This window comes from Carnobacterium funditum DSM 5970, assembly GCF_000744185.1.
GTDB lineage: Bacteria > Bacillota > Bacilli > Lactobacillales > Carnobacteriaceae > Carnobacterium_A > Carnobacterium_A funditum.
On the sequence record NZ_JQLL01000001.1, the window covers coordinates 2,026,506 to 2,047,525 of the forward strand.

The following is a 21,020-nucleotide window of genomic DNA, read 5'->3' on the forward strand; positions in this document are numbered from 1 at the left end:
TTTCAGTAAACTAAATACAACAGATGAAAAGGGTTTCAACATTGATTTTTAAAGGAGGAAAAGAAAAATGGTGACGTTAATCGGTGGGATAGTGCTATTAATCTTAGGGTATTTTACGTATGGGAAATACATCGAAAAAAATTTTTCAATTGATACAGAACGAGCAACTCCTGCAGAAGTATTAAAGGATGGATATGATTTTGTACCCATGTCGAAATCAAAAAATGCTATTATAGAATTATTAAATATTGCTGGAACAGGACCGATTTTTGGACCAATTATGGGTGCTTTGTATGGACCGGTAGCGTATATCTGGATCATTGTTGGTTGTATTTTTGGCGGAGCAGTCCATGATTATATGATTGGAATGATTTCACTTCGTAATAATGGAGCGCAATTACCCGAGTTAGCGAGTAAATACTTAGGGAAGCCAGTTAAACATGTCGTTAACATCTTTTCGATGCTGTTATTGATGTTAGTTGGGACTGTTTTTGTCTCGTCGCCAGCTAACTTGATTGAGAGCATTACGCCAAGCTGGGTAACTACGGGCATCATCGTGGTATTGATTTTTGTTTACTACATCATTTCTACTATTTTGCCAATTGATAAAGCGATGGGTAAAGTTTACCCATGGTTTGGTGGCATTTTGATTATTAGTACCATTGCTATCGGAGTTAGTTTACTTTTTGGTGGACATACGATACCAAACTTAACGATAGGCAACATGCAAAATTTTAATCCAGAAGGTACTCCGATATTCCCTGCTTTATTCTTTACTATTTCTTGTGGAGCAATATCAGGATTCCACGCGACACAAGCTCCAATGGTTGCACGGACGAGTACAAATGAAAGAGAAGGTCGCTTTACTTTTTATGGCATGATGATTGCGGAAGGTGTAATCGCAATGATTTGGGCAGCAGCATCGATGTCTCTATTTGATGGTCAAACACTTAGTCAAATGATTAGTGCTGGCACACCATCAGCAGTAGTGAATCAAGTTTCTATTTTACTATTAGGAAATGTAGTCGGAACAATTGCTATTTTAGGGGTAATTGTCTTACCAATTTCGTCAGGGTTATCTGCTTTTAGAAGTTTACGGATTATCTTATCAGACTATCTGCATATCAAACAAGATACGATTAAGAAGATTCTGATGGTTACTTTGCCATTGTTTGCCATCTCTTTTGCTTTAACAAATATGAATTTCACCATTTTGTGGAGATATTTCACTTGGGCAAACCAAGTGACAGCAGTGATTGCTTTGTTTATAGCCACTCGCTACTTGTTTTTGAAGAATAAAAATTACCTGGTTACATTGATTCCAGGAGTCTTTATGTTGTATGCTTGCGTGGTTTATATTATTAGTGAACCAATCGGATTGCGAATGGGACTAACAGGATTAACTTACATTTTAGCATTTCTAGTATCGTTGACTATTTTAGGGGTATTTTGGAAGACAGGACAAACACAAAAAGATGAGCTAGATCCGAATGGAGAGCTTATCAATGATCAGCGGCCAATTGGTACATTTTCGAACGTAAATTAAAAGGTTATTAAAGAAATAGGGTTTTAGAGTACGAACTCAAACAAACGATGGTCAATCATTCTTTTCTTCCTTACGATGACTCTGATTTATTCTTTTCGAGTTAATTCGTATACATTATTCGCAAAAATCGATGAGTTTCAAAGATATTCTTTATTACTGGTCTATTTTAATATAAAAATGGATGAGTTACGGATATTTTTCACTCGACTGGTCTAAAAAAATAATTTTATGGATGAGTTGATGATGTTTTGCCGCTAACTTGTCCTTTCCAAAGAGGACAGCACTGAAATTGTTCGTTAACAATGAAAATTTGAAATCGGATAGAGAGAGAACCATGATGCGATATGTAAAAAAAGACGACAGTATGTCGTCTTTTTTTTATTTGGTGTGAATCATTAGTTTGAAGGCAGTTATCTTCCGATAGTCCAGCCGCCATCTATGGTGACTTCCGACCCTTGCATGTAATTTGATTCATCTGAGGCAAGAAAGACTGCAACAGAGGCTACTTCAGCTGGTGTTCCTGCTCGTTGTGCGGGAATATCTTTTAATCGTGGATCATCAATATCTTCTGTCATTGGCGTTGCAATAAAACCTGGCGCGATTAAATTTGCTTTGATTCCTTTAGCCCCAAACTCAAAAGCCAGTTGCTTGTTAAACCCAACGAGAGCGTGTTTGCTTGTTACATAAGCAATCCCACCAGGACCTGCTACAAAAGAGCCCTGCGACCCGATAGTGATAACGGTGCCTTTTTCTTTTTCAACCATCATAGGAACCACTTCTTTTGTGATAAGAAAGACACCTGTTACATTCACTTCCCAGATTTTATCAAAACTTTCTTCATCTGCTTGGGTTACATCTTTGTATCCATCATGTATCCCAGCACTATTAAGAAGAATATCAACCGTTCCAAGTTCATCGACGACCTTTTGGATGCCAGTTTTGACTTCATCTCCTTTGGTGACGTCCATTTCTATGAAAATAGCTTTTCCGTTATCCGCAGTAATCTCTTTTACGATTTGCTGGCCATGTTCGCTGTTTCTTCCAACAACTGCAACTTTAGCGCCCTCTTTTGCAAAAGCTTTGGCAGATGCTTCACCTAAACCAGAAGTCCCACCAGTAATAACAGCTACTCGATCTTGTAATTCACCCAAATTAGTCATTCCTTTCTGATTGTTTTCTTCGATGGATTAATAGATACCGATAGATTAACAAAGGAATAGAGCAAACTTCAAATAAATAAACTTATCGTTAAAAAATTACAAATAAAATTTTTCTAAAGGCTCATTCTTCATGAGAATTCGCTTTCATGTTATACTGTGAACAACTAGATACCATTTTAAAAAAGAAAGGAAGGATAAAAATGATGGAAGAATTGAAGAAATTGGTGTTCGCAGGAATCGGAGGAGCTAGTCTAACTTATGAAAAGGCTCAAGAAGTTGTTGATCATTTAGAAAAAAAGGGCAAACTATCAGTAGATGAAGGCAAACGTCTAAAAGAAGAGTTGTTGCAACGTAAAAGCAACAAAAAGGAAGAATCACTCAATCATGATGATGTAGAAACGCAATTAATAGAAATGACTGCAACGCATAGAAAAGATATTGATGAATTGGAAAGAAAAGTAGAAGAATTAACGAAAAAAGTGGATGACTTATGGAATAAATAAATGACTGTTACCTGTCGGTGGAGGTTAAGAGATGGAAAAGTCAAGTGGTGAACGATTAAGAGAAATAGTAACTGTTCTTGCTTCATATGGGTTTGGGCACATTTATCGGACAAAGTTAAGAAATAAAGACCAAAAACAAGATGCGGTTAATCTTCGTAAAGCATTTGAAGATTTGGGGTCCAGTTTTGTTAAAATAGGACAAATAATTTCTACTCGCCCAGATTTATTGTCGCAAGACTACATTGACGAACTGTCTAAGCTACAAGACCATGTTCCCCCTTTTCCTTTTGCTGACATTCAACGGATTTTTAAAGAAGAATTTGGAGAAGCGATGGAGGCTGTTTTTGAAGAGATAGAAGAGACGGCGTTAGCGAGTGCTTCGATTGCACAAGTCCACCGTGCTAGAATGAAGAATGGCGACGAAGTTATCGTGAAAGTACAGCGTCCAGATATTGAAGAAAATTTATTGAGAGATATTCACTTATTTTCTCGGATACTATCGATGGCGCCAGGGACCATAAAGGATTTGGTTTCAGATCCAGACTTAGCTCTTAAAGAAATTGAAAAGGCTACACGAATTGAACTAGATTTTAGAAATGAAGCTACCGCATTGCTTAAGTTTAAAGTATTAAATAAAGAGATTGAGGTTGTTGGAGCTCCAAATCTAGTGAGTGAGTACGTCTCAAAAAGAGTCTTAGTAGAAGAATACATTGAGGGGATAAAAATCCTTGATTTAGCTAAATTATCAAAAGAAGGGTATATCAAAGAGGACATTGCAGAAAAATTAATTGTTTCTTTTTTTTCACAAGTCTTTAAAGACGGCTATTTCCATGGCGACCCTCATCCTGGTAATATTTTGATTCGAGATAAAAAGATTGTCTTTATTGATTTTGGCATTATGGGCGAATTAGCCGTTGGAAATAAAAAAAGTCTAATTAAATTATTGAAGGCTATCGTCTTCAACGATGTTGATATGGTCATGAATATTCTGCTTAAAATGGGTGTGACAAAGGAACGGGTTAACCAATATGAGTTTTACGAAGATCTGAACTATTTTTTTGACACGTATTTGACAGCAAGTTACCAACAAATTAATATGAGTACGCTATTTTCTGATATTTTGGAAGTAACTAAAAAACACCGCATCATGATACCCAATGATTTTACGATGTTGGTCAAATCATTGAGTATGTTGGAAGGGATTTTAGCAGAACTAGATCCAGAGATAAATGTACTGAAGGTAGCCAACCTGTATATGCAAAGCAGTGATGAACTGTCTCTTTATGATTCATTTTCTAAAGATAAATGGCTTATTTCAAGTTACCAACTGTCAAAAGATATGCTAGGACTTCCAACACAACTAAGGCAACTGTTAAATAATGCAAACAGTGGCAGAGCGAAGGTGCATATTGACTTGGTAGATGGGGATAATAAGTGGAAAGGTCTCAATAAAATGGTGAACCGACTTGTCTTTGCACTTATTATTGCAGCGCTGATTCTTTCGTCAGCAATTATTGTAGCGATGGCAACAAATTCAGGTGTTTCCATAATCGGCGTCGTTATTTTCCTCGGTGCAGGATTAATGGGTATTTGGTTGCTGATCTCTATCATACGTTCAGGTACACTTTAATAAACTAGATACAAAAAACAACGAGCGCAATTAATCATGCTCGTTGTTTTTTTTCTGTTCAAATAGAACTTTTCCATTTAAAAGAATCGTCTTATTTTTGCATTTTATTTCGATAAACGATTAGTGTCAAACCATTTAATAAAAGCGTAACGAGTAAAAGAATCGCTGATAGTAGTGCTATCGTGCCAATGGTGTCCATTAAAGCCGTGATATCTTGAATCTCAACTAAGTAAGAACTGTAAACAAGTTGAACGTACAAAGAAATAGCACAAGCAGAAAGACTCACAACAGAAAAAGAAATCCAACGACGATTTTTATTCTTTTTATAGTAAACCAGATTCAATAAAGGAAGAATCCAAGCGATTAATCCTAGCATAAGACTTGTTAAAGTAAGGATAGTTACCAGGATGATTACTCCGTTCAGATAGATGTTTTGGTGATTAAGTAGGGGTTTATCAAAATAGCAATGAAAACCTATTCTATTCTCAGTTTACCTGTTTTGTTTCTTTTAGCAATAAGTTTAAAAAAATACTAAAAAAGCGCTTAAAAAAAACAGGAACTAGCCGATATAAAGAATGGCTAGTAATTTGACATTAATCAGATTTTAATGATACAGCAGAACAAACAAGAAAATGTGCCATACATAAGAACTAGTCAGGTTTAATTACATAAGAGGAGGCTTTTTTAGTGGTTCGCAAAAAAAGAAAATCGAAAATCAAACAAATGAAGGTCAAGAAGAGAAGCATAGGAATGAAAGTTGGAGCAACCTTGTTTTTGTTGTTTATTATTCCGGTAATAGTGGTTTTGCTATTAACGAATATGAGTACTAGAAAATCTATTGCTAACCGAATCGAAGCGAGCGAGAAAAGTACCACGACTCAGGTGGCCAATCAATTTGATTGGGCAGGACAAGAATTAGAAGATACATTAGAAGTATTATCCCAAAATGCTAGTTTTAGAGATATGGAAAATGGACCAGAAATGGAAGCAGCCATATTAGAAGATTTGATGTTAGCTAAGGCAAGTGGGCTTTATATAGCGGATGCTTACTATGCACCAATAGATGGAGGATTGATCAGAGAAGAGCCAATTCCTGATTTTGATAGCGCATCAAGAGTGTGGTTTCAAAGAGCTGTTGAGCGTCGTGGCGCGATATTTTGGACTGAACCGTATACGGATTTTGTCACAGGAGAGATGGGCATAACCGTTTCTAAGGCTATTGTTAAGGAAAGTGAAGTCATTGGTGTAGTAGGATTGGATTTAAGTCTTGAAAAGCTTGCAAGAATGATTACTTCATCACAAGTTGGCAAGACAGGAGAAAATTTTGTGCTCTCAGATAAAGGGACGTATTTGATATCCAGAGATCAAGACAAGATAGGACAAGATATCTCAAATAAACCGCTTTTTAAACGAGGAGGGAATCAATATGGTTTTATCTTAGATGAAACCTTTAATAAAGATATTCAAGTTTACTATCGAAAAGTTGATAGATTAGGTGTCATCGTTTATGGGGCGGTTCATGCGAATGAGATGGCCCAAGAAAATCAAGCAAGTATCAAAAGTGGGTTGATTGTTTCTGGAGTCTCTTTAATCGTAGCACTTTTATCGGCTATTTTATTTACAATGGTTATTAAAAGGGTAGCTAACGCCATCACTTCAGCATTTAACCGAGTTGAGCAAGGGGATTTGACGGTACAAATGACGCGTTCAGATATTTCTCTAAAACCTAGAATAAAATGGTTTGGAAAATCTAAGCCCGTTAAAAATAAAGACATTAAAGCTAATGGCGACGAATTAAATCAAATCGCTTACTCATTTAATGAAATGGTAAAAAATTACAAAACAATTGTTGGCGATATCCAGAAAAACAGTCAAACAATCATGGATATGACGCTGTCGTTGACAGAAATTTCAAAACAAACGACATCTGCTACAGAAGAAGTTTCTGAAACCATTAGTGGAATTGCAGAAGCAACCAGCGTACAAACACAAGATACAGAAGAAGCAGCAACTAAAATGGAAGAACTTTCAACGATTTTAGCAGAAGTTGAAGGAAGCGTTCAGAAAATTGGTCAGAGTGCTGATGATACAACGGTAGCTAATGGACGCAATAGTGAAAAAATGGCCGATGTTTATGAAAACTGGCAAGCAAATATTCAAATGATGGTTCAGTTGACTGAAAGCATTAACGCTGTAGATGGAGATATTCAAAGTATCGAAAATATCAGCAAAGCGATTAGTGGCATTTCAGCTCAAACAAACTTGTTAGCATTAAACGCTTCTATAGAAGCAGCAAGAGCTGGAGAATCGGGTAGAGGGTTCGCTGTCGTTGCTGACGAAGTGAGGAAATTAGCGGAACAAAGTGCTAAATCAACACAAAGCATCACAGATATTATCAAGACCGTTCAAAAGAGTTCTCAGACGATGATTGCTAAGATGAGTGAATCATTTGAAGAAAGTGAAAAACAAACAAAAACAATTGATGAAGCCATTGATTCAGCTAATAGCGTTACTGATCAAATGGATGTTTTAGTAGAAAATATCATCAACGTAGTCGGGTTAAGCAGTCAAATCGAAAGACAAAAAGATGATGCCGTTGCTTCAGTTGAAAACATTGCTGCTTCAGCGCAAGAAAATTCTGCTGGGACCGAAGAAGTATCCGCCAATGCGGAAGAAATATTAGCTACAATGGAAGAATTTAGCGCAAACATTCATGATTTAGACAACATTGCAAAACGTTTGGCTGATGAAACCAATCGCTTTAAAATAGAGTAACAAAGGACTTTTAAAAATTAAAATGACGTTTCACATAGTCGTCCAGCGATAGGGCCTTAAATCAGCGGTTATTCGGCTGTGTAAAAAAGAAGCGAATGGTTCTTTTTTGCACAAAAGATTCCTGCTGGTTTTCTGTTATTCTATGTAAAAAGACGATCAAAATATGTTCTAGGAGGAACAACATGGAAAAGTTTATTGTTTTTACTAGTGGCGCTCAAAACTTTGCCATACCGATCATAGCGATCGAAAAAATTATTATGATGGAAGAGCCAACTAGAATTCCAGACACCTCTTCTTATCTATTAGGTGCTATTCCTTATAGCGACCAACTTTTGCCAATTATTGATTTATGCGAGCGATTGTTCAAACAAAAAACAACGGTGACAGACAAGACAAAAATTATTGTTGCGGAATGGAAAGAACTAAAAATTGGTTTAGTAGTAGAAGATGTTTTGTCTGTTAGCAATTTTGAAGAAGTTTCAAAAGATGAAATAGCAGAAGAAATGCGACATGCAGCCAAATATGTACGAGCTTTATTTAAAACAGAAGAAGGCATTGTATTAGTGCTCGATGTAGATGTATTGTTCTCATCAGAGAATGAAAAAGAGCTGATTGAATTAATCAATAAGTAAGAAGCTATAAGAATGGGGAAGACGGCATGATGGACGGAATAAAAGTAGGTATTTCAGACTACAAAGTAGCGAGGATGCCCGAAACATTAATGACAATTGGGCTAGGTTCCTGTGTAGGAATCGCCATTTATGATCCTAAAACAAAAATTGGCGGACTCAGTCACATTATGCTACCAGACAGCAGTTCATTTAAAAATGCGAATAAAATTGAGAAGTTTGCTGATTTAGCTATCCCACAAATGGTTTCAGAGATAAGAAAAGAAACAAACAACCAAAAACTAATAGCTAAAATTGCTGGTGGTGCGAGTATGTTTCAAACATCAAACGATACTTATATAGGAAGTATTGGTGAACGAAATGTTGCCGCAGTTGAACGTAGTCTAAAACTATTGAATATTCCTTTATTGGGAAATCATACTGGAGGAAACATGGGGAGAACAATGATTGTGGATTTAACTACCTTTACAGTTAAAGTTCGTATGGTCAACCGAGAAATTATTATATTGTAAAAGGGAATAGGAGCGAGTATAAAAAATGGGAATTAAAGTGTTGGTCGTGGATGATTCTCCGTTCATGAGAAAAATAATAACTGAAATGATATCAGAGGTAACGGGTTTAACCGTTGTTGGAACGGCTAGAAATGGTCGTGATGCGTTAAAGTCAATCCCTTTATTGAAACCAGATATCGTGACGTTAGATATCGAAATGCCAGGTTTAAATGGACTGGAGACACTTAAAATCATCAAACAAGAATATGCTATTCCGGTAGTGATGATGAGTTCCCATAGTGGAGAAGCTATAACGATTGAAGCGTTAGAACTGGGTGCAATGGACTTTATCGAAAAGCCGGTGGATTTAAAAAATCAAGCAGAAGAATTTAAAAAAGAGATTGAAAAAAAGATCAAACCGTTAGTCGAAATAAAAGAAGTGTCACCTTCTAAAAAACAAATTGAAAAAGTACCCGTAAGACAAGAATGGCAAAAAGAGGTTCCCAAACAAATAAAAGCTATTGTAATCGGTGCTTCTACCGGCGGGCCAAAAGCTTTATTGCAGGTTATTCAACACTTACCAGAAAATTTAGCCATTCCAATATTCATTGTTCAACATATGCCTAAAGGTTTTACGTTGTCGTTCGCTGAACGATTAAATATGAAATCCTCGGTTACCGTTGTTGAAGCGAAAGAAGGAATGACGATTGAAAATGGAACAGTGTATCTGGCTCCTGGAGATTATCATATGACCATCAAACAAAACAAAATTGCGTTAGACCGTTCACCTAAAATCTTAGGAGTAAGACCTGCAGTGGATTATTTATTCCAATCTGCAGCAAGTGTTTACGAATCGTCATTAGTCGGGGTTATTTTAACCGGAATGGGACATGATGGCAGTGTAGGGATGAGTGAAATTAAAAAACAGGGTGGGTTTACGCTAGCGCAAGATCGTGAAACAGCGGTTGTCTATGGCATGCCAGGAAATGCAATCAAAAAAGGCGTTGTAGATGAAGTAGCTAGTTTAACAGAACTATCGGACAGGATAAATTGGATGATAAGGATGAGACAATGGAACTAAACTACGATTTTTTTTATGAATGGACCAATAAAAATTTAAATCTTAATCTAGCTGGCTACAAAGAAAAACAATTGCAAAGAAGAATTGCAAGCGTCATGAAAAATGCTGGGGCCTTTACGTTAGAAGACTATTCAAAACGAATAGAAAAAGATGAAATGGTCAAACAACAATTTTTGGATTATATCACCATCAATGTGACTGATTTCTTTCGCAACCAAGATATCTTTGAAGAATTCGAATCCCAATTGAAGGTGCTGTCCCAAAAATATCCTTCAATGAAAGTATGGAGTGCGGCTTGCTCTACTGGAGCAGAAGCTTATTCGATGGCGATGATTTTTGATAAGCATCAATTGAGAATGGCAGAAAAAATCGTCGCTACAGACATTGATGAAACGATTCTTAAAAGAGCGAGAGAGGGCATATACAAAAATCATGAAATGAAAAATGTTCCTATAGAAGAACGGGCAACTTATTTTGACGAAAAAGAGGGAGCCTATTATTTAAAACCGGTTATTAAAAATAAGGTTCAATTCAGACGACATGATTTAATTGCCGATAAATTTGGCAAGAACTTTCATATCATTGTTTGTCGCAATGTGACCATTTACTTTAAAAATGAAGTCAAAGAAGAGCTGTACCAAAGATTTAGCGATTCGCTTGTGCAAGGGGGCATCTTTTTCACAGGTGCAACAGAAGCCATCTACAACCCAGAAATCTATGGATTGAAAAAAATATCTGCATTTATGTACGAAAAACTGTAAAATAAACGATGATTCAACTAGAAACAAAAAAACTCCAATTCGAGAGTGAAAAAATGAAAAGGAGTTGTTGGTCTCGATAGATGTGGAGGACAACAGACGAAACAGGAGGAACACTATGGATGAAAATAGTAAATACCTCGAATTATTTTTTGAGGAAGCAGATGAACATTTACAAAGTTTGAATGAACAAGTACTTGAATTAGAAAAACATCCTGAACAATCTGAAATAGTCGATGTGATGTTTAGATCCGCACACACCATTAAAGGTATGGCAGCTACTATGGGTTTCGATACGATGGCTAAGTTAACCCATAACATGGAAAATGTGTTTGATTTATTGAAATCAGATGTGGTTCAAGCGGATGAACAATCTATTGCTCTCATTTTCGACTGTTTAGATACCTTATCAGAATTGGTTGAAGACTTACGCGAAGAAAATAATGTCGAACGCGATATTTCAACATTAATTGAACAATTAAATGCTGTTGTAAATGGAGAAAGGGAAGCCATTGTTGAAGCAACAGACGCAACAGATGAACAGTTTAATCTAGATTTACATAAACTAGACGATTCCGACATTCAAGTAATAGAAAACGCGAAAGAAAGTGGTTTTAATGCATTTAGATTAGCGGTTAAAGTTGCGGAAGATAGCAGTATGAAAAATGCCCGTGTGTTCTTGGTGATGAGTAAATTAGAACAAGCAGGCGATGTGCTTTACGTTGAGCCCACTACAGAAGTGTTAGAAAATGAAGATTTTGGAGAAATATTTAAACTCATCTTTTTAAGTAAAGCAGATGAAAAGACCGTTAAGAATTTGGCATTAGACAATAGCGAAATTGATGCGGTTTTGATTGAAACCATTACAGATGCTCAAGAGTTGATTAAAACCAATTTGCCAGCACGAGTAGAACCAAAAGAAATCGCTGTTGTCGAACAAGAACTAGTTAAAATAGAGACGATCGATACTAAAAAAAGTGCAGCGAAAACGCCACAAAAACAAGCGATGAATCATTCTATACGAGTCGATATCGATAAATTAGATACCTTTATGAACCTTGTATCCGAATTGGTTATCTACCGGACACAATTAGAAGATTTCAGTACACAACTTCAATCAGCAGAACTAAATGAGCCACTTGAACAAGTTGCCCGAATCAGTTCAGAATTGCAAGAATTAGTCTTGAAAATTAGAATGCAACCTGTTAGCGCAGTGATGAGTCGTTTCCCAAGAATGGTACGTGATTTAGCCAATGATTTAAATAAAGAATTTGAATTAGTGATTGAAGGGGAAGATACAGAACTAGATCGCACCGTTGTATCTGAACTGGGAGAACCCTTGATTCACTTAATCAGAAATGCAGCCGACCATGGGGTTGAAGCACCAAGTAAACGAGTAGAGCTAGGTAAGCCTGCCAAAGGGCAAATAAAAATCACCGCTTATCAAGAAGGGAACCGGGTTGTCTTAACCGTTTCTGATGATGGCAAAGGGTTAGACCCGGTAGTCATTAGAGAAAGCGCTGAAAGAAAAGGCATTCCAACAGAAGGACTAAGCGATAAAGAATTGCAACAACTGATCTTGCATGCTGGCTTTTCTACCGCAAAAGAAGTCACCAGTATTTCTGGGCGTGGCGTTGGAATGGATGTCGTCAAACAGAAAATCAATCTGTTGGGCGGAACCATCGAAATTGACAGTGTCATTAATAAAGGAACGACTTTTAAAATTAACTTGCCTTTGACGTTGTCTATTATCCAATCGTTGTTGATTAAAGTAGGAGAAGAAACATTCGCTATGCCGCTTGGAATTGTTCAAAAAATCATCAAACCAGCAGCAGTAGATATTATTCAAGTCCACAATCGTGAGATTTATCTGTTTGAAGAAGTGGCTCTTCCAGTCATTCGCTTAAATGAAGTCTTTGATATCCCTGCGATAGAAGAGGACAATTTTCACTTGATTTTAGTTAATCAAGGAGACAAACAATACGCATTAGCGGTGGACGATATTATTAGACAACAAGAAATTGCCATTAAGAAACTAGGCAAAGAATTAAGCATAATGAAGAAATACCTAGGGGCAACGATTATGGGAAATGGCGGTATTATCATGATTTTAGATATTGCTAGTATCTGTAAAGAAACGAGTCAGGAGACTAACTATGAACTCTGAGTATTCTGCTCTAGAATTAGATGCGCTTAAAGAAGTGATTAATATTGGCGGTGGGAATGCAGCAACGAGTTTGTCTCAATTAATCGATAAACCCGTCAATATGACGGTTCCGATTATTGAGATGTTGGATTACTCAGAAGTCTATGAACAAATCATGCCAGAAGACGCAGTCGTAAAAGCCGTCATGATACGGATGTTCGGCGATGCAGATGGGATGTTTCTTTTCACCGTCGATCAAGCCGCTTCTGAAAGTATTGTCAAGATGATGATGCCAGTAGGAATAGAGTATTCAGAGCAACTAGCTGATTCAGCCTTACAGGAGTTGGTTAATATTTTAGTCCATTCGTTTTTAAATGCGATGATTAAATTATTGGATATTCACTTGTTAACTTCTGTCCCGCTATTGACAAAAGATATGTTTGGGGCGATTATGAGTAGTGTCTATTTGGAACAAGGACAATATGAAGAATCCGTTATGATCATCAAGAATGAGTTTTACTATGCTGGAGACCGATTAGAGTCTTCATTGTATTTTGTTCCTCAACCAGGAATACTAGAAAAAATGTTTGAATTATTAGGAGTCGGAGGAGAAGATTAATATGACAAAAAGAGTAATGATAGTAGACGATGCAGCATTTATGAGAATGAAACTAAAGGATATTTTACAAAAGAATGGGTATGAAGTGGTGGCAGAGGCACAAAACGGCTTAGAAGCCATTGAAAAATACAAAGTTGAAAAACCAGATTTAGTGACAATGGACATTACGATGCCAGAAATGGACGGCGTTGAAGCTTTGAAAGCAATCAAAGCTTTTGATTCAGCTTCTAGAGTAGTGATGTGTAGCGCTATGGGACAACAAGGAATGGTAATGGATGCCATCCGTTCTGGAGCAGTTGATTTTATTGTCAAACCTTTTGACACAGACCGTGTTATTAAAGCGTTAGACAAAGCAGCACTGTAGGCTAGCTAGATGACACAAATAATTGTTTTTACACTAAATAATAAGTACTACGCTTTCTTATCGGAAGACGTTGAAGAAATCTTAAAAAAAATGCCTTGGACAACCATCCCGCAATCCCCAGAATGGGTGCAAGGTTTAATTAACTTAAGAGGCAACGTGATTACGTTGATAAATTTTTACAAACTTCTTTCTCCCTCTGTTGAAACGAAAGAATTATGTTACAATAATAGTATCATTGTGAAAAACAAGGATGAAAAGTTGGCATTCATGGTGGATAATGTTGAGTGGGTCACTGAAATAGACCCAGCTGATATTCAGCAATTATCTAATCAAGCCGATGATCACATATCTGGATTGATTCAAGTAAAAGATCAGATAGTGAATATGATTAATATGGAGACACTATTTTATAAGAATGAGGGATAATAGTGAAACAAGTTTTATCACAACAAGAAATTGATTCTTTATTGGAAGCTGTTAAAAGCGGAGAAATTGATGAAAGTAGACTTGAAGAACAAGAAAACGAGAAAAACAAAGTGAAAAGTTACGACTTTAGACGTCCTGCTCGCCTTTCTAAAGAGTACATCAGTACCTTAAACATGGTCTTTGAAGAATTTTCAAAAATTGTCGGAAACCGATTATCAACCCAAGTTAGAAATAATGTTGAATTGCATCTTGCTTCAGTTGAACAAGTTAGTTTTGATGAGTTTGTCCACTCCGTTCCACGTTTTACGTTAATGGGGTTGTTCCATTCTAAACCGTTAGAAGGCACACAAATTATCGAATTAAGTCCGCAGCTTTCTCTGCAATTAATTGATCTATTGTGTGGCAGTTCTGAAGTGAGGTCTAATGATGACCAACCAAACAAAACGAGCTTTACCGATATTGAAAAAGCCATTCTGACAGATATATTGGGCGATTTTGTCCATTCTTTTGAATTGGCTTGGCGTGACGTTATCGAGCTAGATGTAAAACTAGAGACAACAGAAACCAATCCACAGCTCTTACAAAACATGTCCCCTAATGAACCGGTCATTTTAGTGACATTTACGGTTGATTTGTTCGATGTGCGGACGTTTGCTAACATTTGCGTTCCCTACATATTTTTTGAAACGATTTTAGATAAATTGAGTTTGAAGAATTGGTTTGATACTGAAAGAGGAGCGGACCGTTCTGATAACAAACGAATAGAATCCAGTTTAAATTCTGCCAAAGTAAATCTGGAAGTACTTTTAGGAGAAGCTACCATGACCTTAGAAAACTTTTTGCAGTTGGAGTTGGGTGACATTATTCCACTAGAAGGAAAAACGTCAGATCCACTGGTTATGTCAGTCGAACAACGCCCACATTATCTTGTTAAACCGGGATTGAAAGGCAAAAATAGGGCAGTAGAAGTATTACAGTATATTGAAGGAGAGATAAACTGATGAGTAATGAAATGCTATCTCAAGAAGAAATAGACGCGATGTTAAATGGGCCTACTGAAACACTAACGGATACAATGAATGCAATTGATAAAGACCAAGAAGATATCATTGGTGAAGTTGGAAATATCACGATGTCCCAAGCAGCAACGACGTTATCATCTATTTTAAGCCACCGTGTAACGATTACAACGCCACGTGTCTCTTGTGTGAAATTTGAAGAGATTATTAAAGAGAGCACGACACCTAAAGTGGTGACAACGATTGAATTTAAAGCAGGGTTAGTTGGCAGTAACTTATTAATGATGGATGTGACCGATGCCATCATTATCGCCGATCTAATGATGGATGGCGATGGCGATGCGACGGGCAAAGAATTCACGGAATTAGAATTGAGTGCAGTCGGCGAAGCCATGAATCAAATGATTGGCTCATCTTCAACAGCGATGGCAACCATGTTAGAACGAACAGTCGATATCCTACCACCAGACGTTGAAGTTTGGGAAAATATCGAAGACGTTCAATACGACAAAATTGCTGCAGATACCATTGTCTGTAAAATTGCGTTTAAAATGAAGGTTGACGACCTAATCGAAAGTGAAATCATGCAAATTTTTACACTGGATACAGTAAGTGATATTTCTAATATCATGATGAACGGGAACGATGCAGAAGTTTTAGACCATAAAAAGCCAACTGCTCAAACACAACAACCCGTTCAAGAAAAAAAACCAGTAGTAAAAACTGAAACAGCCGATCGAGTAGCCATTCAAACACCTGGATTCCAAGAATTAATCGATAACAACACATCAAATAATGTCAATAATCTGGATCTAATCATGGATGTTCCACTGCATTTCAGTGTCATGCTAGGCGAAAAACAAAAATCAATCAAAGATATCCTATCACTAGGCACAGGCTCAGTCGTCGAACTAGATAAAATGACCGACGAACCCCTACAAATATTTGTTAACAACAAACTAATAGCAGAAGGCGAAGTCGTCGTCATCAACGAAAGCTTCGGCGTCAGAATCACCAACATCCTAAGCCAAGAACAAAGAATCAAAAAACTAAAGTAAGGATGTGGAGAACTCTGCTCAGTCATGAAAGAAAAATAGGAAATGACAAAGAGGATGCTTTTTATCCTCACAGTCATTTATCATTTTTCCGAATGACTAGCGTTCGTAGCTCATTTAAGAATAGGCACAGCCCTAAAAGAACCGATACTACGTATCTTTCAACCTAGTAACACCACTCAAAAAGAACCGAAACAATTTGTTTCGGTTCTTTTTGCTTTCTAATTAAGATTAGTGATTGTTTCGTTTCCCCATTTTATGTAGAATGAACTTAGTTTAGCTCTTTTAAATTTTTGAAAAATATTAAGGGTTAAGTTTCATAAACATTATCCGATATGGATTAAGAAGAAGAAAATAAGTCTATTAATCACTTGTGAAACTGAATTTAACCCTAAAAATAAACTTTAAAAGTAGAAAAACTCAAAAGGAGTGCTGAAAAATGAAAATTGAAAATGGCTATAATAGCTACTTAAACGCGGTTCGTCAGAGCAAAGACAATATACCAACAAAAAATCTATCATCTAAAACTGAGCAGGTAAAAAAAGAAGATTCTGTTCAGGTCAATATTTCCGATACAGCTAAAAAAATGGCTCAAGCAAAATCTGCCGGTTCAAAAGATATCGATATCGAAGCAATTAAAAAATCTGTCATGGATGGAACGTACAGCGTTTCACCTGAAAAAATCGCTCAAGGTATGATCAATGCTATGAATGAGCAAGGGAAGTAAGGATAATAATGAAAAAATCAACTCAAGTGGTCGAAACACTAAAAAAATTTGAAACAGTCTTATTAGCAGAAAAAGAAGCCTTAATAAAAAATAATAGTGCTAAAGTTATCGCTGTGATAGCAGAAAAAGAAACCTTTATGGAAGTTCTTCCAACGCTTGATGCAAATGGACTCAATAAAGAAGAGTTGTCTGGAATTGTGGAAGAAATAAAACAATTACAAGAGACGAACTTATTGCTAACAAAGCAAGCTTTGCAGTATCAAGAAAAAATGATGGAAGCTATCACAGATAGCGCCAAGACATCAGGTTCAACCTACTCTAAGAACGGGCAATACAGTGCTGAAAAACAATCATCGATTATCGATCAATCCCTATAACGAGGTGGAAAAGCAATGTCAGGTTTATTTGGAATATTAAATAATGCAACTAAAGGTTTGAATGTTCAGCAATCAGCTTTACAAACAACCAGTCATAACGTAAGCAATGCAAATGCAGAAGGCTATTCAAGACAAAAAGTAAATATGGTAGCGGATAATCCCTATGCTATTTCTGGTGTTGGTCAGTTAGGAACTGGAGTGAGAATCTCATCTGTTGTGCGAATTGTAGACCCTTATGTCAATAAACAACTGTCAAATGAAAATTCATCTTTAGAGATGCACAAACAAAAATCAGATGTTCTTGGTCAGTTGGAAGGAATCTTTAATGAGCCTTCAGAAACGGGATTGAATAAAAGCATTAGCGAAGTCTTTTCTTCTTGGACACATTTAGGATCCAATCCAGAATTAGCGGCTGCTAAAACGATGGTGGCACAAAATACAGAAAATTTTACTGATAACTTGAACCATATGTCCAACCAAATAGAAAAATTGCACGATGGAACGGTTAAAAGTATTGAAAAAGACGTGTTAGATTTTAACTCAAAAGTACAACAGTTAAGTTCATTGAATAAGCAAATTTTTAATGTAGCGGTTAAAGGCGATTCACCAAACGACTTGTTAGACCAACAAGATAAGCTGTTAGGCGAACTAGCTGGAATTACTGGCGTAGAAGCCAGTTACGATAAATTTAATCGCGTAAGTATCAGCGTTGGTGGACAAGAAGTATTAAATGGAAGTACCATAAAAACGCTTGAAACATCAACAGTTTCCGTTGGAGGATTAGTAGTCAATCAAGAAAATGGGGACAAAACAGCTATTACGATTGAATCAGGCAGCATCAAAGGGTCGCAAGAATCGCTAGTAGAAATTGACAATAAAAAACAAGATTTAAATGATTTAGCTTTTACTTTTGCAACAGCCGTTAATACGATACATAGTGATGGTGGAGAAGGGATTCCTTTATTTGATTTGAGTGCAGCAACAGATGGCGATTATGCTTCAACCATTAAAGTGAATGCAGCGATCTTAAACGATGTGACTAAAATTAATGCTGGGAAAAATATTAGTGAAGTTGTTGGTGGAGACGGAACACGTGCCCAAGCGATTGCTTCTTTACAAAACACAATTTTAGGATATCCAACAGCGACTATCGAATACGATAAAGATACCATGTCTATTACCAATCAAGTTGGCGGATCAACCGTTTCGGGAGCTTATAACAGCACGGTAACGGAAATGGGAATTGTAAAACAACAAGCTGATAACATGGCTGAAAGTCAAGAAGGATTAGTAAGTCTTTTACAAGCTCGTCGTGAGTCTATTTCAGGTGTGTCTATTAACGAAGAAGTAGCTGATACAATGAAATACCAAACGGCATTTCAAGCTAATTCTCGTATTATTTCAGTCGTGTCAGAAATGCTCGATACGTTAATCAATCGAACAGGGGTGTAATGTATGCGTGTAACAGATTCTTTAATGTCACAAAGTTTTTTAAGAAATTTAAGCACAAATACAAGTAATATGATGAAATACCAAGAACAACTATCTACGCTAAAAGAAGTGAATAAGCCTTCTGATGATCCGTTGCGTGTTTCTAAGATTTTAGACTTAAATAATACCATCATCCAAAATGATCAATATAAAACCACAATTAATGACGCTGTCCAATGGACGAATGTTCAAGACTCGGCTTTAAGCAGTACAACAGAGTCTTTACAGCGAATCAAAACACTGATTCAATCTTCGGCAAACGACACGATGAGTCATTCGGATCGTCAAGCCAATAAAGCTGAAATCGAATCAGAAATTCATGGCGTTGTAGATGCATTGAATACAAATTTTGGAGGACGTTATATATTTGCAGGGATGAACACAACTGAAGTACCTTTTGAAGTTGACACGGATGATGCTGGTGAAATTACCGGTATTATCTATCATGGAACAAAAAAATCTATTGTAAGTGCTAATCTATCTCGTGAAATTGCACCTGGTGTTTCAATCGAATTGAATACGGATGGAAATGCATTGATGAATGAGAAAGGTGCTTCTGACTTACCGGATAATTTAGGTTCTTTTTTCAATGATGTATTAAAAGCTTTAGATTCCGATGATACAGAAAATTTGTCTGGATTATTGGAGAGAGCTGATCAACAACTCGAAAATGTTGTATCTAACCGTGCTAAAACTGGAGCAATTTTCAATCGTTTAGAATCGACATTAGAGCGTAATGAAAGTGAAAAGCTAAACCTCAAAACGATCTTATCTGAAAATCAAGACATTGATTTAGCTGAAAAGTATATGGAATTTACAATGGAGCAAACTGCTTATAAAGCTTCTTTATCGATGGGTACGCAAATTTTACAAACGAACATACTAGACTATCTATAAAGGTAGTCTTTTTTTTGTAAAAAATACAATTTATCCTTAAGTCCTATTTAAACCAACCGATATAAAGAGCAGAAGGTAAGTTGATCTACTAATTATCAAAAAAATTGTCAAACATAAATAAAAAAACACTTAACAGAAGATTAATCGTGCCGATATAAGAAGTAGAAGGCAACACCTTCACAAAATAGACTTTAGGAGGAACACAATCATGAGAATTAATACAAATACAGCAGCAATGAATACTTACTCTAACTTAACATCAGCTAACGCTTCAAAAAGTGGTTCATTAGCTAAATTGTCATCAGGACTACGCATCAACAAAGCAGGAGATGACGCAGCAGGTTTAGCAATCTCAGAAAAAATGAAAAATCAAATCTCAGGTATGACTCAAGCTTCACGTAACGCACAAGATGGGATTTCATTGATTCAAACAGCAGAAGGTGCTTTAACTGAAACTCACAGTATGTTAAACCGTATGCGCGACTTAACTGTTCAAGCAGCTAATGACACTAACACTAAGGACGATAAAACAGCAATCCAAGGAGAAATTGATTCTTTAACTTCTGAAATTGAACGTGTTGCAACGGACACACAATTCAATACAAAAGGTTTATTAGATGGAACTAAAGTGCTCGCAGTAGCTGTAACAGGTACAGATCCTACAGCTTTAGGAGATGTAGCAGGTTTAGCAGCAATAACAACTGCATTTTCAACTCTTGATACTCCTGTAGCAGTAACAACTGAAGCTGAAGCAGTCACTGCATTTGCAGCTGCCTCTGATGAAGACAAAGAAACTTTATTAGCAGCTTATAATGAGAAGGCTGTAGTTACTTTGGATGAAAAAGCAGTGTTAGGAACAAAAGCAAAAGTAGGAAATTCATTCTCATTCCAAATCGGAGCAAATGCTGGTGAAAATATTAGTGTTGAAATTTCAGACATGACAAAAGCTGGACTAGGAATAGACAATATCGATGTTGTAAATGGCGATACTGATGATATTCTAAGCCAAATTGATGATGCTATTTCTTCTGTATCAGGTCAACGTGCTGATTTAGGTGCTGTTCAAAACCGTTTAGATCACACAGTTTCAAACTTAGCTACAACAAAAGAAAACTTATCAGAAGCTAACTCTCGTATTACTGACGTAGATATGGCTGAAGAAATGATGAGCTTTACTAAATCAAACATTCTTGCTCAAGCATCAACTTCAATGTTGGCTCAAGCAAACCAAATGCCTCAAAGCGTCCTTTCATTATTACAATAATCAATTAAAACAGTTTAAACAGATTTCACAAAAAGCCGGCGCTTTGCCGGCTTTTAGTTTAT

At 36.6% G+C, this 21,020-nt stretch carries 21 protein-coding genes; 19 read left to right on the plus strand and 2 right to left on the minus strand.

Annotated elements, in window-relative coordinates; translation table 11 throughout:
- Positions 1–67 precede the first annotated feature (67 nt).
- Complete coding sequence (locus BR44_RS09445; protein ID WP_034552180.1) at positions 68–1,546, plus strand: carbon starvation CstA family protein; 1,479 nt, start codon at positions 68–70, stop codon at positions 1,544–1,546.
- Positions 1,547–1,956: 410 nt separating this feature from the next.
- Here BR44_RS09445 and BR44_RS09450 read toward each other — a convergent pair whose 3' ends face one another.
- Positions 1,957–2,697 carry an SDR family NAD(P)-dependent oxidoreductase gene (locus tag BR44_RS09450; protein ID WP_051912679.1) on the minus strand — a complete coding sequence of 247 codons (741 nt, stop codon included), beginning with the start codon at positions 2,695–2,697 and terminating at the stop codon, positions 1,957–1,959.
- A gap of 209 nt (positions 2,698–2,906) precedes the next feature.
- Between BR44_RS09450 and BR44_RS09455 the strand changes: the two genes are divergently transcribed.
- A complete protein-coding gene (locus BR44_RS09455; RefSeq protein WP_051912680.1) occupies positions 2,907–3,209 on the plus strand; it encodes a phasin family protein in 303 nt (100 codons plus the stop codon).
- A gap of 31 nt (positions 3,210–3,240) precedes the next feature.
- Positions 3,241–4,839 carry an ABC1 kinase family protein gene (locus tag BR44_RS09460; protein WP_034552185.1) on the plus strand — a complete coding sequence of 533 codons (1,599 nt, stop codon included), beginning with the start codon at positions 3,241–3,243 and terminating at the stop codon, positions 4,837–4,839.
- Between the two features lie 91 nt (positions 4,840–4,930).
- Here the strand turns inward: BR44_RS09460 and BR44_RS09465 are convergent, their stop codons facing one another.
- Entirely contained in the window at positions 4,931–5,215 is a 285-nt protein-coding gene (locus tag BR44_RS09465; protein WP_211249874.1) for a hypothetical protein, read from the minus strand.
- A 311-nt stretch (positions 5,216–5,526) separates the two neighbouring features.
- On the opposite strand from BR44_RS09465, the gene BR44_RS09470 reads away from it, so the two are divergent.
- The 16 genes from BR44_RS09470 (at position 5,527) to BR44_RS09545 (ending at position 20,958) form a co-directional block, all read left to right on the plus strand.
- Positions 5,527–7,614 (plus strand): methyl-accepting chemotaxis protein, encoded by a 2,088-nt coding sequence (locus tag BR44_RS09470; RefSeq protein ID WP_245592958.1) that lies wholly within the window; start codon positions 5,527–5,529, stop codon positions 7,612–7,614.
- A 182-nt stretch (positions 7,615–7,796) separates the two neighbouring features.
- Entirely contained in the window at positions 7,797–8,246 is a 450-nt protein-coding gene (locus BR44_RS09475) for a chemotaxis protein CheW (RefSeq protein WP_034552189.1), read from the plus strand.
- 26 nt (positions 8,247–8,272) lie between these two features.
- Positions 8,273–8,755, plus strand: a complete 483-nt coding sequence (locus tag BR44_RS09480) for a chemotaxis protein CheD (protein ID WP_034552191.1) — start codon at positions 8,273–8,275, stop codon at positions 8,753–8,755.
- 25 nt (positions 8,756–8,780) lie between these two features.
- The gene (locus BR44_RS09485) at positions 8,781–9,815 is read left to right on the plus strand and encodes a protein-glutamate methylesterase/protein-glutamine glutaminase (protein ID WP_051912681.1); all 1,035 of its coding nucleotides are present in this window, start codon (positions 8,781–8,783) and stop codon (positions 9,813–9,815) included.
- The gene (locus BR44_RS09490) at positions 9,806–10,576 is read left to right on the plus strand and encodes a CheR family methyltransferase (RefSeq protein WP_034552193.1); all 771 of its coding nucleotides are present in this window, start codon (positions 9,806–9,808) and stop codon (positions 10,574–10,576) included. The genes BR44_RS09485 and BR44_RS09490 overlap by 10 nt, the downstream gene beginning before the upstream one ends.
- 115 nt (positions 10,577–10,691) lie before the next feature.
- Positions 10,692–12,740, plus strand: a complete 2,049-nt coding sequence (locus BR44_RS09495; protein WP_034552195.1) for a chemotaxis protein CheA — start codon at positions 10,692–10,694, stop codon at positions 12,738–12,740.
- A complete protein-coding gene (locus tag BR44_RS09500) occupies positions 12,730–13,338 on the plus strand; it encodes a chemotaxis protein CheC (protein ID WP_034552198.1) in 609 nt (202 codons plus the stop codon). Before BR44_RS09495 ends, BR44_RS09500 begins: the two co-directional genes overlap by 11 nt.
- A 1-nt stretch (position 13,339) precedes the next feature.
- On the plus strand, positions 13,340–13,702 hold the full coding sequence (locus tag BR44_RS09505; protein ID WP_034552200.1) for a response regulator: 363 nt from the start codon (positions 13,340–13,342) through the stop codon (positions 13,700–13,702).
- A 9-nt stretch (positions 13,703–13,711) separates the two neighbouring features.
- Positions 13,712–14,128: a chemotaxis protein CheW gene (locus BR44_RS09510; RefSeq protein WP_245592959.1), complete on the plus strand. Its 417-nt coding sequence runs from the start codon at positions 13,712–13,714 to the stop codon at positions 14,126–14,128.
- Between the two features lie 2 nt (positions 14,129–14,130).
- Positions 14,131–15,129 (plus strand): flagellar motor switch protein FliM, encoded by a 999-nt coding sequence (fliM, locus tag BR44_RS09515; protein ID WP_034552202.1) that lies wholly within the window; start codon positions 14,131–14,133, stop codon positions 15,127–15,129.
- Positions 15,129–16,205: a flagellar motor switch phosphatase FliY gene (gene fliY, locus BR44_RS09520; RefSeq protein WP_034552204.1), complete on the plus strand. Its 1,077-nt coding sequence runs from the start codon at positions 15,129–15,131 to the stop codon at positions 16,203–16,205. The genes fliM and fliY overlap by 1 nt, the downstream gene beginning before the upstream one ends.
- A 436-nt stretch (positions 16,206–16,641) precedes the next feature.
- Entirely contained in the window at positions 16,642–16,929 is a 288-nt protein-coding gene (flgM, locus tag BR44_RS09525; protein WP_034552208.1) for a flagellar biosynthesis anti-sigma factor FlgM, read from the plus strand.
- 8 nt (positions 16,930–16,937) lie between these two features.
- Positions 16,938–17,306 (plus strand): flagellar export chaperone FlgN, encoded by a 369-nt coding sequence (gene flgN, locus BR44_RS09530; RefSeq protein ID WP_034552211.1) that lies wholly within the window; start codon positions 16,938–16,940, stop codon positions 17,304–17,306.
- Positions 17,307–17,321: 15 nt separating this feature from the next.
- Complete coding sequence (gene flgK / locus BR44_RS09535; protein WP_034552214.1) at positions 17,322–18,758, plus strand: flagellar hook-associated protein FlgK; 1,437 nt, start codon at positions 17,322–17,324, stop codon at positions 18,756–18,758.
- Positions 18,759–18,761: 3 nt separating this feature from the next.
- On the plus strand, positions 18,762–19,694 hold the full coding sequence (flgL, locus tag BR44_RS09540) for a flagellar hook-associated protein FlgL (protein ID WP_034552217.1): 933 nt from the start codon (positions 18,762–18,764) through the stop codon (positions 19,692–19,694).
- A gap of 208 nt (positions 19,695–19,902) precedes the next feature.
- Positions 19,903–20,958 carry a flagellin N-terminal helical domain-containing protein gene (locus BR44_RS09545; RefSeq protein WP_034552219.1) on the plus strand — a complete coding sequence of 352 codons (1,056 nt, stop codon included), beginning with the start codon at positions 19,903–19,905 and terminating at the stop codon, positions 20,956–20,958.
- Positions 20,959–21,020 lie beyond the last annotated feature (62 nt).